The following is a 12,547-nucleotide window of genomic DNA, read 5'->3' as shown; positions in this document are numbered from 1 at the left end:
CCCCAACCTTGTTCGCTCCCCAGCCCATGCAGCGGCCCTTCCCGCTGAGGCGGCGTCCTCACTCCCGCCCCGCCAAGAGCAGGCAACGAACGCGGCGGTCGCCCCTCTCCACGACCACGGGCGATGCGACTAAGAGAAGTCGCGACGCTGGACGCGCTTCGGCCGTGTCGCGGTGCCGCCGTGCGCATGGCGCGGAAGCGGCGTCGCTCAGGGCGCGCGCCTCCTAGGCTGCTGCGCATGTCCGATGATGCTGGCGCCAATGTCGTGGAGCTTTCGCTCGAACAACTGGTTTCGCAGGCGCGTGCGTGTCCGGCGCTCACCACCGCGCGGACGCTGGCCGAATGGGTCGGTGCGGGGCGGGAGGTCACCCCACGCGGGGTGCTCCGGCCGGCCGCCGCCGTCGAAGCGTGTGAACTGCTGGGGATAGCGCCGCCGTCCCGCAAGCCGCGCAGCGCTCTGGACCTCCCCGAACTGATGATGGTGTGGGCGGCGGCGTCCGCGGCCGAGTTCATCGAGGTGGCCGGCGGCCGGGTGACGACCGGACCGGGCCTCGGCCGTTGGCTGGACGGGGCACCGGAGGACGTCCTGGCCGTCTGGGCCGCCTGCGCGGCCGAGTCGCTGGGGCTTGCCGGTGAGGCAGAGCCGGAGGACATGGAGTACCTGGCCGTACTGGCCGCTCTCTACGAGCGCGGCGGCACGGCCTCGGCGGCGGAGCTGCATGGGGCCATCGACGAACTGGCGGGCGCTCCCGTGTCCATCTGCGACTGCCCGGACTGCTCGCCGTGGGGTGGAGCGCCCGACCCCGTGGCGGAATTGCCGTCCGACCTCGGCCCGGTCGAGGACGTGGTGCGGGCGCTGAGCGAGTTCGGCATCGCGGAAGTGCGCGGTGACGGCGCCGAACTGACCCCGCTCGGCCTCTGGTTCACCGATCTGGCCTTCCGGGTGAACGCCCCGGCGGCGGACGCGGATGCCGCGGAGCTGGTCGCTGAGCTGACCGGGCTCCCCGACACGGTGGTCCGGCTGATGGCCCGATCGTGGCTGGCGGCCCGCACTCCCGCGGCGGCCGTCGGGGAGTTGCTCTCCGCCGGTGCGGCGGCAACGGGGCAGGAGCGTCTGGACGCCCTCGCCCTGGCGCGCGGGTGCGGCCCGGAGGCGGCGCCGGCGTGGCGCGAGTGGGCGGCCCGGGACGGGTTCGGTGCCCATGCCCGGGTCTGGCTGGCCGAGCAGGACGGCACCGAGCCCGCCGAGCGCGACGAGGCATGGGCCGCCGTGGACACACTGACCGTCCTGCTGGACACCCTTTCAGCCGACGTGCCCGCGGAATTCCTGCCCACCGTCCTGCAGGCCGCCACCGGTGCCGGGCTCGTCGAGGCCCTGCCGCTGCTGGAGGGGTGCGGACACCCGGACGCACCACGGCTCGCCGGACTGCTGGGCGGCCTCCCCGCCCCGGTGCCCGCGCCCCGCGAGGGGGCTTCCGGCGCCGTGTACCAGCTCAAGATCCAGCTGCGCGGGGTGATCAAACCGCCGGTGTGGCGGCGTCTCCGGCTTCCCGCCGACATCGGCCTGGACCGGCTCCACGAGGTCGTCCAGGACGCGATGGGCTGGGAGAACTACCACATGCACGTGTTCTCCCATGCCTCGGGCGAATACGGGCTGCCCGACCGTGGACTCGGGCATCGCGACGAGCGGAAGGTGACGCTGGCGCAGATGCTCAACGATCCCGGCGACAAGATCGGCTACACCTACGACTTCGGCGACGGCTGGGAGCACGACATCGTCCTGGAGGACGTCCTGCCGCCCGGCGCCGAGGTCGCCGACCCCGTCTGCACCGCCGGGAAGGGGGCATGCCCGCCCGAGGACTGCGGCGGCGTCTGGGGATACGAGGGACTGAAGGACACCCTGGCCGACCCGGCTGCCGAGGACCACGCGGACATGCTCGAATGGCTCGGCCTGACCTCGGCCGACGAATTCGACCCCAAGCAATTCTCCACCGAAGAGGTCAACCGCAGACTCCGCCACTGACCCGACGGACGAGCAGACCGGCGCACCGACTGCCCGGTGGTGGACCACCATGTGTCAGCGGTGTCGCTGTCGCAGCTCGTAGTGCTGGGAGTGACGGTCGAATCTGGTGAGTACGGCGCGTGCCTGGGGTGGTACGTAGGACCGGGTGGGCCCGCCGGCGAATCGTTCGATGGCGGCCATGTCGTCGAAGACCATGGCGGTGAGGAATTCGTGCTCGCCGGTCTGCTCGGCGGGACGGCGCCGCCAGACATCGAACGAGCGCAGGCCGTCGAGATTCCTGGCCAGAATGCCCGGTGCCACGTCGGCGTTGAGGATCTCGTCGTAGCGGTCGGCCAGCTCGGCGGTCGTCCAGCCGCGCCAGAGTCGGAGGATCATCGCGCTCCCCGTGTTTGACAGTATGCTGTCATTCTATGGTTTCCAGCGAATCATCGGCAACGGTCGAGACCTACCGCCTGCTCATCGCCGACGTGTACCAACTGGCCGGGCTGTCGCGGCACACCTCCGAGGACATCGCCCGCGCGGAGGGCCAGTCGACCGCGCGCTGGCACGTCCTCAGCGTGCTGAGCGGCGGACCGATGACGGTGTCGAGCGCCGCCCGGCGACTGGGGCTGGCCCGGCAGAGCGTCCAGCGGGTCGTCAACGAGCTCAAGGCCGCGGGGCTGGTCGCCGGGACCGGCAACCCCCATGATGCGCGGGCTCCCCTGGTCCAGCTCAGCGACTCGGGCAGCCAGACCTTGGCGCGCCTGGACGCCGCCGGACACCGTCACCGCAGCCAACTCCTCGCCGACACCGAGCTTGACGCGGCGAGCCTGAGCCAAGCGCGAGCCACCATCAACCAGCTCATCCGCATGCTGTCAGCACCGGCAACGGGGACCACGACGAACGAGACCACAAGGTGACCCAGCCGGCCCCGGCCGCTCGATCGGCGCCAAGAGAGGTGAATCAGCGTCCGGGATAGATCATTCACTCAAGGCCCGCAGGTAGGCCATCAGGACCTTGCCGCGCGGGGAGAGGCGGTAGCCGGTCTCCAGGCTTTCGGTGAGGCCGAGGGTTTTGAGGCGGCGGACGTCGGCCTTGAAGGGAAGTCTGTCGCGGCCCAGGCGTTCGGCCAGGTCCAGGGCGCGCAGGCCGGGGTGTTCCTCGATGAGGCGCAGGACCTCCCGGGTCCAGGGGCCGCGGCGGCTGCGGGTGTCGATGGCGTCCAGGGCGGCTTTGAGGTCGGCCAGTTCCCGCTCGGTCAGGTCGGCGTTCCCGGCCAGCTCCGATCGGGGGTCGGGACCGCCCAGATGGAGCATGACGCGGTGGTAACCGCCCTCCTTGCGGCTCTTGGACAGGGCGGTGAGCAGGGCCGCGCGGTCGTCGAAACCCGAACGCCGCGCGTCCTCCTCGGTGATCTCCTCGGGGCCGACGGCCGTGACCGAGTCGATGACGATGACCCCCGCCCAGGTGCGCTGGGTGCTCCCCGCACGGACCGGTGGCTTCGCCCACACCCGGAACACCCGATCGATCCGCCCACCCGCGATCCCCTCAAGGACCTCCCGCCTGAACAGCATCGTCCCCTCCCAAGTGACTCGCCTTCTGCAATCTTCTTCGAAAGCACCGCACACTTTGTGTGGTGCAGGATCGTGGCGTCCTTTGCGGGCTTCCTGCGGGGCCATCGCGCGGACCACGAGTTGCTGTGCGCACCGGGGAGGAACGCCAAGCCCTCCGAGGCGACCGCAACGCCCCCGCAAACCTGCGTCGACGTCACCGCGGTCGGCCGGGTGCGCCGACGACGTGCCCGTGAGCGGGCCGGTTGTGGCGCTGTTCCGGTACGTGCGTTCTGGACGCGCTGTCGTTTTCGTCCAAGACAGCCCCGTGGCCGCGCTCTAATGTGAACCCGGTAGCTCGCCCGATCGTGAGGAGAATGTGCTCGTGCGTAACCTGGTCTACACCGGTTTCATGTCGCTCGACGGCGTCGTGGACTCACCTGGCGGCGGGCCAGGGGAGGAGCACCGCAGCGGCGGCTGGGTGTTCAAGGACCTCGAGTTCGTCCCGGAAGCCTGGTCGCTGAAGGGCGAGGAGCTCGCCGACACGACGGCGCTGATGTTCGGCCGCCGCAGCTACGAGGCGTTCGCGCCGGTCTGGCCCGGCTCGGAGGACCACGCCGACTACAAGGAACTGCCCAAGTACGTGGTGTCGGCCACGCTGTCCGAGGACGCCCTTGTCGACGGGTGGGGGCCGACGACGATCCTGCGCTCGACCGAGGACGTCGCCGCGCTCAAGGAGGGCGAGGGCGGCGCGATCTTCATCCACGGGAGCGCGGAACTGGCCCGGCGGCTGTCGGACGCGGGCCTGATCGACCAGTACAACCTGCTCGTCTTCCCCGTACTGCTCGGTGCCGGGAAGAGCCTGTTCGGGCGGGCCGACCGCGACAAGCACATGCTGACGCTCCGGGAGTCGGAGAGCTACCCGAACGGGATCCTGAAGCTGGTCTACGACGTCAAACGCTGATCCAGGTCGAGGGCGATCGCGCCGCCGGCGCCCTCGCGCAGCTGCCCGACGGTCCGTCCGACGTAGCAGCGCAACGCCCGGGCCAAGTGCGGCTCGTCGAAGTAGCCGAGCTTGGCGACGACGTCGTCGGCCGGGTCGCCGGCGGCCAGCAGCCCCGCCGCGGTGCGGGCCCGCTCGATCTGCCGGATGGCGCCCCGCGTCAGCCCGGTCGCGGCGCGGAAGCGGCGTTCGACCGTGCGCCCCGAGACGTCCGGGCGGTGCCCCCGCAGCACCCCGGCGACGAGCGGGTCACCGACCACGATCCCGGCCCGGACGAGCCGCTCGGCCAGGGCCTCGGCGTCGTCGGGGCCGGGAGTCTCCCAGCGCGCGCCGTCCAGCCGGAACGTCCGGCGCGTGGTGTCGGGGAGCTCGACGCCCGCGTCGACCAGCGCCGGCGTGGGCATGGCCCGCAACGAGGTGCCCACCGCGAACTCGATGCCCGTGAAGGTCGCCCCCTCCGGCACCGGTGCCGTGCCGGTCCGGGTCTCGGGGCCGGTGATGCTCGTGTACGCCCGGCCGTCCTGCTCCCAGAACACCAGACCCCAGCGCGGCCCTGCCACGGACGTCATCTCCGTGACCTGCTCGCTCGTGCAGGTCCAGACGATGTCGACCCATGGCGAGTCGGACTGGCGCGTCCCGAAGCGCAGTTCCACGGACGAAGGATACGCCGCGCCGGACGAATCGGTTCGTAGCGGACGAGCGCTCCGCTTCCGGCCCCGCGGGGCAACCCCTCCAGGGCTCGTGAAGAACCAGCGGAAGATGGCTGAGGCCGAGGCGTCGGCCTGTGTCACGGCCGTTTCCGGTCCGCATGGCGGGGGCGGCCAGGTGGCCGTCCCCGCCTCGCGGGTCAGCGGACCTTGCCGAAGAACTGCCGGATGTCGTGGACGAGGAGGTCGGTGGCGTCGTGCGCGGCGAAGTGGCCGCCCCGGTCGTAGACGTTCCAGGAGATGATGTTCTTGTGGTCGCGGTCGGCGAACGTCCGGATCGACTGGAAGTCCCAGGCGAAATTGGCCAGTCCGAGTGGGACGGTGGTCGGCTCGGGCACGGTGGTCCCCTGGCCGTTGGACTTCTGCTGCGCGGGGGCCGCCGCCGCGTCCTCGTAGTAGAAGCGGGCGGCTGAGGCGGCGGTGTTGGTCAGCCAGTAGAGCATCACGTTGGTGAGCACGTAGTCCGGGTCGAGTGAGGGGCCGAGGAGCTGCGCGTGCCAGCCCAGCAGGCCGGCCGGGGAGTCGGCGAGGGCGTGCGCCAGGTTCTGCGGCTCGGTGGACTGCAGCTTGTCGTAGGCGCCCCGGTTCGCCACGAACCACTCGGCGAACGCGAGCTTGCCGCGCTCCTCCTCGCTGAGCCGCTCCAGTTCGGCGGGGTCGCCCGAGGGGAACGAGAAGACCTGCGTCACGTGCACGCCGCACACGTGCTCGGCGTCGACCCGGCCCACCTCGGGGGAGATCAGCGATCCGCCGTCGTTGCCGGCCGCGCCGTACCGGTCGTATCCGAGGCGGCGCATCAGCTCGGCCCAGGCCCGTGCCACCCGGTACCGGTCCCAGCCGCGCTCCCGGGTCGGCCCGGAGAGCCCGAAACCCGGGACGGACGGGATGACGAGGTGGAACGCGTCCGCCGGCTCGCCGCCGTGGGCCCGCGGGTCGGTGAGCGGGCCGATCACGTCCAGCCACTCGACGACCGTGGTCGGCCAGCCGTGCGTCAGGATCAGCGGCGTCGCGTCCGGCTCCGGCGACCGCACGTGCAGGAAGTGGATGTTCTGGCCGTCGATCTCGGTGGTGAACTGCGGGTAGGCGTTCAGCCTCGCCTCCTGGGCGCGCCAGTCGTACTCGCCGCTCCACCGCTCGACCAGCTGCCGGACGTAGCCCACCGGGACGCCGTACTCCCAGCCGGGCGGCACCGGACCGGCCGGCGCCGACGCGTCGGCGGGCAGCTCCTCGGCCCACCGGGTCCTGGCGAGCCGCTGCTGGAGATCGTCGAGGTCGGCCTGCGGGATCTCGAGGCGGAACGGGCTGATCGCGTTGTTGTTCGTCATGCCCCCAACGTAGGAGCCTATTAGGCAGAGTCCGTTCCTAATAGCCGGGCAGACTTGGAGAATGCTGGAAACCTCGGCGCGGCTGCTGCGCCTGCTCTCGCTCCTGCAGACACCCCGCGACTGGACCGGTGCCGAACTGGCCGAACGGCTGTCGGTCAGCGCCCGGACCGTCCGCAACGACGTGGAGCGCCTGCGGACCCTCGGCTACCCGGTGCACGGCACCCGGGGCGCGGTCGGCGGCTACCGGCTCGGTGCCGGCGCCGCGCTGCCGCCGCTGCTGCTGGACGACGACGAGGCGGTCGCGGTGGCGATCGGGCTGCGCACCGCCGCCGGCGGCACCATCACCGGAGTCGAGGAGACCTCGCTGCGCGCACTGGCCAAACTGGAGCAGGTCCTCCCGTCCCGGCTCCGGCGCCGCGTCAGCGCCCTCCAGCGGTACGCCGTCGCGGTGCCCCGGGACGACCGGGGCCCGCGGGTGGAGGCGGAGACGCTGAGCGTCCTCGCCGCCGCCTGCCGCGACCACGAGCGCCTGCGCTTCGACTACCGCCGCCACGACGGCACCGCGAGCCGGCGCGACGTGGAGCCGTACCGGCTCGTCAACTGGGGACGCCGCTGGTACCTCGTCGCGTTCGACATCGAGCGGGCCGACTGGCGGACGTTCCGCGTGGACCGGCTCGACCCGCGCACCCCGGCCGGTCCCCGCTTCACGCCCCGCGAACTTCCCGAGGAAGCCGTCGACCAGGTACGCCGGGGCGCGTCCTCGGCCGCCTGGCGCTACCGGGCCCGGGTCGTCGTGCATGCACCGGCCGAACGGCTCGCCGAGCGGATCACCCCCGCCGTCGGGGCGATCACCCCGGTCGATCACACACGATGCCTGCTGGACACCGGCGCGGACAGCATCGAGACGCTCGCCGTCCACCTCGGCCTGCTCGGCGCGGACTTCACCGTCACCGAACCACCGGAACTCGTCGAGCACGTCCGCGCACTCGCCGACCGCTACCACCGCGCCACCGACCCGCAGCCGCAGAAGCCCTAGGACGGGGTCTGTACAAGGATCTCCGTGCTCCTTCCGGTGCGCTTGGGTCTTTGGGTCGTCATCTAGCCTTTTGTCGTTGATCGCGGGGGAAGGACTTCCATGGTCGTGGTGCTCGTCACGGTGGCGCTGGTGGGCGGGGTGCTGCTCGGCGTCGTGGGCGTGTCGCGGTGGGGCCGCCGACGGACGATCCCGGGGCCCGGGCACGTGGCCATGGCGCCGTCCCCTGAGGAAAGCGCGGTCGAGGCGGAGATCACCGCATTCGGTGAGGAGATCGACCGGCACCCGTTCACGCCCGGTCCGGACACGGACGAGGAACTGATCGCCGAGTACACCGGCGCCCTCGACGCCTACGAGGACGCGAAGCGGTACATGGCGGGCGGGCGAACCGGCCGCGTGGAATGGGCGGAAGAGGCCGTCGACGAGGGGCGGGCGGCAATGGCGCGGCTGGAGGCGCTCCTGCAGGGACGGCCGGCCCAGCCGCCGTGCTTCTTCGACGCCCGGCACGGCGTCGCGACCGCGGAGGTCGAGTGGACGCCGGACGGGGGCGTCGCGCGGAAGGTGCCGGTATGCGCCGCGGATGCCGTCCGCATCGCCGAAGGCGGCGCCCCGATCCGGACGGGACGCGCGCGGCGCCCGCGGCCTGCCCCCCGCCCGCCGGAGCCGAACGTGCCGTCGGAGGCGACGATGGTCCACCGCGGGACGGGCGAGGGGACGGTGTCGGTGCGGCGCCCGGCGGCGTCCCCGGTGATCTTGTCGGTGGAAGGCGCGGACGCCATCCAGGTCGTGCGGGCGAGCGGAGGGCGGGCGCCCGCGCTGCGCTCCCGGCATGCGGTCCGGGCAAGGTTGCCGTTCCCCTCGGAGGGCTCGGTGAAATGCCGGTTCCGCATCGTCACACGCGGTCGCTGGACGATCGCGGTCGAGCCGCCGGACACCGCGGTCGCGTTCGTCTCCAGGATGCGGGGCCGCGGCCCCGAGGTGCTCGACTACCAGGGGAGGTCGTCCCGTGTGGTGGTGCGGCACTGGGGTCGCGGCCCCTTCCGCGTGATCCGGCTGGACGCCGGTCTGCGCACGGTGGAGACCCTGTTCCAGGGGAAGGGCGACTGCCGGGGCGAGGTCGCCCTCGACGGTTCATGCCGCCTTGCCGTCGACGGCACAGGCGAGTGGGCGGTCGTGCCCACCCGGTGAGCGGTCAGGGACGGACGTTCCTTCCCTGCGCGATGATCGTGGCGACCGCCGGACCCGCCGCCGCAGGAGTTCCGTCCTGCTGACGAGCGCGCAGAAGCGCAGGTCACGCCGCCGGGCAGGGGTAGCTCGGCCACCGCGGTGCGCAGGCCCAACGTTCGAGCGGATCGTCCTGGTCCGGAGACGGGACGACTCGCCGCTGCTCGGTGGTCATTGGCGGCGCGGGAGGTGCCGGGCGGTCAGTGGGTGTCGGCGGCGGACTGGACGGCGGTGCGCAGGGCCGCGCGGGTCAGCAGGAGGACGGGGCCGTCCGGGTCCTTGCTGTCCCGCACCGCCACCGCACCGGCCGCGTCCGCCAGCTCGACGCACTCACCGCCGTTGCTCAGACTTCGCCTGGCCTTGCGCCACTTGGGGTTCTTCAGGTCCATCGTTCCTCGGCCACCTCCTGATGAAGTCTCGCGACATGTCTCCAGGAAGCGTTCTGTTCCGGAGATCAACCAGGACGCGTGAGACTTCCGCCAGGTCTGCGGGGTCGTCTGTCGTGAGTCCTCGTATAGCCGTCTCTATGTAGGCTATCCGGCTCATGTCGGCCATCGTAGCCAGGACGAAGCTGCTGCCGTTTCCTTGGTGCTCGCCGCTTCCTATTACGACCTGGACGGTCACGTTGGGGCGCTCACTAAGGGCGATCAGGACGGCCTTGACGAGGTTGCGGGCGATGCCGGCGATGTGGAGCCGGGCCGGTGATGCCGGTCTCTCGGCAGTTCGGATCAGCCGTGGGGCCAGAGGAAGAGGCCGATCGACGCCACCAGCAGCCCGGCCATTGTGCAGCGGTAGATGAGCCAGGTCCGCGGCGTGCCGAGAGATTTCTGGAGCGCGGCACCGAACGCCAGCCAAGGTAGGCAACTGGGCAGTGCGGCGAGCATGAACAGAATCGTCAGGGTCAGGGACCGGCTCAGGATCCCGCCGTGGTGGTTCAGGTAGGTGGCGTTGGCCGCGACGCTGATCAGCCAGCCTTTGGGGTTGGCCCATTGGAATGCGGCCATGCCGAGGAACCCGGACCACACAGAGGAATGTGCGGCGCCTTCCGTGAAGGGTGCGGTCGCGATACCCCAGGCCATCCAGCAGAGCAGTACCGCGCCGCCCCATTTGAGGGTCTCCAGGAGCCATGGACGGTCGAGGAGCAGGCTGCCGATTCCCAGGGTGACGGCCAGCAGCATGGCGCTCATCCCGATCACCTGCCCGAGCAGGCTCGGCATACCGCGCCGAATACCGGCTTTGGCGCCGGCGGCGGCCAGCAGCACGTTGCTGGGCCCGGGAGTTCCCGCGGCCACCGCGGCGAACGTCATGAACGCGATCGCCTGGGTCGGTGAGAGGGAGACTTCCATGGCTTCTCCTTAGACTCCGCATATGGCGTCCAGATTGGCCAGGCCGCATCGCACCGGTATTGAACGATCGTGTGTCGCGGACGAGTGGGTGGAAACCAGCGGACCCATCGACGGCGTGGAACTGTTCCGAGCCGGGCTGCGCGGCCACCCGTACAGTCGGCACCGGCACGACGTCTACGCCGTCGGCGTCACCGAAGCAGGAGCCCAGGCATTCCACTACCGGGGCACGGTGGAGCGCAGCGCCCCGGGACAGGTCTTCGTGCTGCATCCCGACGAGCCGCACGACGGCTGGGCCGACGGGCCGGACCTCCTCGGCTACGCGCAGGTCTATGTCGCCCCGGCCCGGATCGCCGACGCCCTGCCGGCCATCACCGGACGACCGACGCCGTTGCCCTTCGCCGCCCCGGTGACCGACGACCCGATGCTCGCGCGCACCATAAGGGCGGCGTTCCAGGCGACGACCGAGCCGCTGGCGCTCGACGCCTTGGTCCTCGAACTCGCCGAGGGACTCCTCCGGTGCAGGGCAACAGCCGCCCGCGCTCCCGACCGGCCCAGCCGTTTCGACCTGCCCGCCCTCAAGCGCGGCCGAGAGTTCCTGGACGACCAACCGGCAGTCGTGCGCTCCAGCGAATTGGAGGCGGTCACGGGGCATGACCGCTACCGGTTCGCACGCCAGTTCCGTGCCCTGTACGGCACCAGCCCCTACCGATACTCGGTCATGCGACGCCTTGACCTCGCCCGCGACAAGCTGAGCATGGGCAGGCCCTTGGCGGAGACCGCCAACGCGGCCGGCTTCGCAGACCAGGCCCACTTCACCAGGATGTTCAAGGCGGCATTCGGCATGACACCCGGAAGCTACGCGAGGCTTTCCAGAGCGCCAGGGCCGAATCCGGAGCCATGACGAGCACCGCTCTTCGCCACGCGGCACCGGGACTCAGGACCGCTGCTGAACGCCCGCCCGGCGGCCCGAGCGGACATTCACGCCGGGCCGGTAGCGGGTTCGCCGGTCAGGGGCGGCGGACGCGGTAGCGCAGGTGCATGACCTGCTTCGCGGGGTCCTCGGTCTCTGAAGTGGTCAGCCGGCGGACCAGGTCGAGTTCGATGTGTTCCGCCGGCAGGGCGTCGAACAGCCGTCGTCCCTGCCCGAGCAGGACCGGTACGACGTGGAGTTCCATCTCGTCGAGCTGTCCAGCCCGTAGTAGTGCCTGCGCCGCCCCGGCACCGTGCACCATCACCTCGCCGTCCCCGGCCGAAGCGCGGGCCTGCGCGGCGCACTCGCCCACATCGGTGACGTAGCGGACGCTGCCCGGTGGCGGCTCGTCCGGGACGTCGTGGGTCAGGACGAAGATCGGTACGCCGTCGTGGTGGTCGCCCTGCCAGCGGTCGGCCAGTTCATAGGTGCGGCGGCCGGAGATGAGCGCGCGGGTGGACATCGCCTCGGAGAACACCTGCCCGCTCGGGCCCGGACCGTCGCGCCGGTCGAGCCAGTTGAAGAGGCGGAACCCGCCGACGCCCAGTGGGGCGTCCGCGCCGTCCTGCGGTCCGGTGACGTAGCCGTCCAGGGACATGGTCATGTAGAGCCGGATGATCGCCATCGGTCAGCCCTCCGACCGCACGCGGTAGCGGAGATGCTGCACGCCCGGGGCGTCCAGCGCACGGACCAGTTCGAGTTCGATGTGGTCGGGCGGCATGTTCTCGAACAGGCGGCGGCCCTGCCCGAGCAGGACGGGTATCAGCTGCAGCTCCATCTCGTCCAGCAGGCCGGCGCGAAGGCACGCCTGCGCGGTCGCGGCACCGTGCAACAGGATGTCGCGGCCACCGGCGGCGGCCTTGGCCTGGGCGACGCAGGACTCGATGCCGTCGGTGACGTAACGCGCATGACCCGGTGGGGGCTCGGCGGGTGCGGCATGGGTCAGCACGAAGATCGGGACGCCGTCGTGGTGGTCGCCGGCCCAGCCGCCCGCGAACTCGAAGGTGCGCCGACCGGTGATCACCGCTCCCGTGGCCATCGCCTCGTCGAACACCGTTGCGCTCGGCCCGTCGCCGGGGCGGTGCGAGCGCGGGTCCCCGCCGCCGGGACGCAGCCAGTCGTGCAGCCGCTCTCCGCCGACTCCGAGCCCGTGCTCCGTCCCGTCGTCCGGACCGGTGACGAAGCCGTCCACCGACATCGACATGTACAGCACGACCTTGCTCATCATGAAACGCCATTCCTTACGTGAAGCCACGAGGTGAGTAATTCCGGCCGGTTCGTACAAGGTTTTCCGGCCCGTGCCGGGCATTGGCCTGCTCACTCAGCATGCAAGATCGTGCGACGGGGTTGTATCCCAGATTTCTGGGGGGACGCGCAGGGCGATTCGG

Annotated in this window: 14 protein-coding genes; 6 read left to right on the top strand and 8 right to left on the bottom strand. The window is 71.2% G+C overall.

Features of this window, described 5'->3' with window-relative positions; all coding sequences use genetic code 11:
- Positions 1 to 237: 237 nt before the first annotated feature.
- Positions 238 to 2,022: a plasmid pRiA4b ORF-3 family protein gene (locus tag E1289_RS38805; RefSeq protein WP_207928753.1), complete on the top strand. Its 1,785-nt coding sequence runs from the start codon at positions 238 to 240 to the stop codon at positions 2,020 to 2,022.
- A gap of 54 nt (positions 2,023 to 2,076) precedes the next feature.
- Here the strand turns inward: E1289_RS38805 and E1289_RS03560 are convergent, their stop codons facing one another.
- Positions 2,077 to 2,397, bottom strand: coding sequence for an antibiotic biosynthesis monooxygenase (locus E1289_RS03560; protein ID WP_131975221.1), 321 nt, complete (start codon positions 2,395 to 2,397; stop codon positions 2,077 to 2,079).
- Between the two features lie 35 nt (positions 2,398 to 2,432).
- Here E1289_RS03560 and E1289_RS03555 point away from each other — a divergent pair, with 35 nt between their 5' ends.
- Positions 2,433 to 2,921, top strand: coding sequence for a MarR family transcriptional regulator (locus tag E1289_RS03555; RefSeq protein ID WP_131975219.1), 489 nt, complete (start codon positions 2,433 to 2,435; stop codon positions 2,919 to 2,921).
- Between the two features lie 60 nt (positions 2,922 to 2,981).
- On the opposite strand, the gene E1289_RS03550 is transcribed toward E1289_RS03555, so the two are convergent.
- Entirely contained in the window at positions 2,982 to 3,575 is a 594-nt protein-coding gene (locus tag E1289_RS03550) for a hypothetical protein (protein WP_131975217.1), read from the bottom strand.
- A gap of 361 nt (positions 3,576 to 3,936) precedes the next feature.
- On the opposite strand from E1289_RS03550, the gene E1289_RS03545 reads away from it, so the two are divergent.
- The gene (locus tag E1289_RS03545) at positions 3,937 to 4,515 is read left to right on the top strand and encodes a dihydrofolate reductase family protein (RefSeq protein WP_131975215.1); all 579 of its coding nucleotides are present in this window, start codon (positions 3,937 to 3,939) and stop codon (positions 4,513 to 4,515) included.
- On the opposite strand, the gene E1289_RS03540 is transcribed toward E1289_RS03545, so the two are convergent.
- Positions 4,497 to 5,207 (bottom strand): helix-turn-helix domain-containing protein, encoded by a 711-nt coding sequence (locus E1289_RS03540; RefSeq protein WP_131975213.1) that lies wholly within the window; start codon positions 5,205 to 5,207, stop codon positions 4,497 to 4,499. The genes E1289_RS03545 and E1289_RS03540 overlap by 19 nt on opposite strands.
- Before the next feature lie 194 nt (positions 5,208 to 5,401).
- Positions 5,402 to 6,586 carry an epoxide hydrolase family protein gene (locus tag E1289_RS03535; protein WP_131975211.1) on the bottom strand — a complete coding sequence of 395 codons (1,185 nt, stop codon included), beginning with the start codon at positions 6,584 to 6,586 and terminating at the stop codon, positions 5,402 to 5,404.
- 61 nt (positions 6,587 to 6,647) lie between these two features.
- On the opposite strand from E1289_RS03535, the gene E1289_RS03530 reads away from it, so the two are divergent.
- Both E1289_RS03530 and E1289_RS03525 read left to right on the top strand, forming a co-directional pair.
- Complete coding sequence (locus E1289_RS03530; protein WP_131975209.1) at positions 6,648 to 7,622, top strand: YafY family protein; 975 nt, start codon at positions 6,648 to 6,650, stop codon at positions 7,620 to 7,622.
- A 99-nt stretch (positions 7,623 to 7,721) separates the two neighbouring features.
- Complete coding sequence (locus E1289_RS03525; RefSeq protein WP_131975207.1) at positions 7,722 to 8,807, top strand: hypothetical protein; 1,086 nt, start codon at positions 7,722 to 7,724, stop codon at positions 8,805 to 8,807.
- A 236-nt stretch (positions 8,808 to 9,043) separates the two neighbouring features.
- Here the strand turns inward: E1289_RS03525 and E1289_RS03520 are convergent, their stop codons facing one another.
- Entirely contained in the window at positions 9,044 to 9,232 is a 189-nt protein-coding gene (locus E1289_RS03520) for a DUF397 domain-containing protein (RefSeq protein WP_131975205.1), read from the bottom strand.
- A gap of 339 nt (positions 9,233 to 9,571) precedes the next feature.
- Positions 9,572 to 10,189, bottom strand: a complete 618-nt coding sequence (locus E1289_RS03515) for a LysE family translocator (RefSeq protein WP_131975203.1) — start codon at positions 10,187 to 10,189, stop codon at positions 9,572 to 9,574.
- 88 nt (positions 10,190 to 10,277) lie between these two features.
- Between E1289_RS03515 and E1289_RS03510 the strand changes: the two genes are divergently transcribed.
- Positions 10,278 to 11,090, top strand: coding sequence for an AraC family transcriptional regulator (locus E1289_RS03510; protein WP_165970323.1), 813 nt, complete (start codon positions 10,278 to 10,280; stop codon positions 11,088 to 11,090).
- Between the two features lie 106 nt (positions 11,091 to 11,196).
- Here the strand turns inward: E1289_RS03510 and E1289_RS03505 are convergent, their stop codons facing one another.
- Positions 11,197 to 11,784, bottom strand: a complete 588-nt coding sequence (locus tag E1289_RS03505) for a dihydrofolate reductase family protein (protein WP_131975199.1) — start codon at positions 11,782 to 11,784, stop codon at positions 11,197 to 11,199.
- A 3-nt stretch (positions 11,785 to 11,787) separates the two neighbouring features.
- Positions 11,788 to 12,387 carry a dihydrofolate reductase family protein gene (locus tag E1289_RS03500; RefSeq protein ID WP_131975197.1) on the bottom strand — a complete coding sequence of 200 codons (600 nt, stop codon included), beginning with the start codon at positions 12,385 to 12,387 and terminating at the stop codon, positions 11,788 to 11,790.
- Between the last annotated feature and the right edge of the window lie 160 nt (positions 12,388 to 12,547).

The organism is Actinomadura sp. 6K520 (assembly GCF_004349245.1).
GTDB lineage: Bacteria > Actinomycetota > Actinomycetes > Streptosporangiales > Streptosporangiaceae > Spirillospora.
The sequence above is the reverse complement of the archived record's forward strand: the minus strand, read 5'-3'. Positions and strand labels throughout refer to the sequence as shown.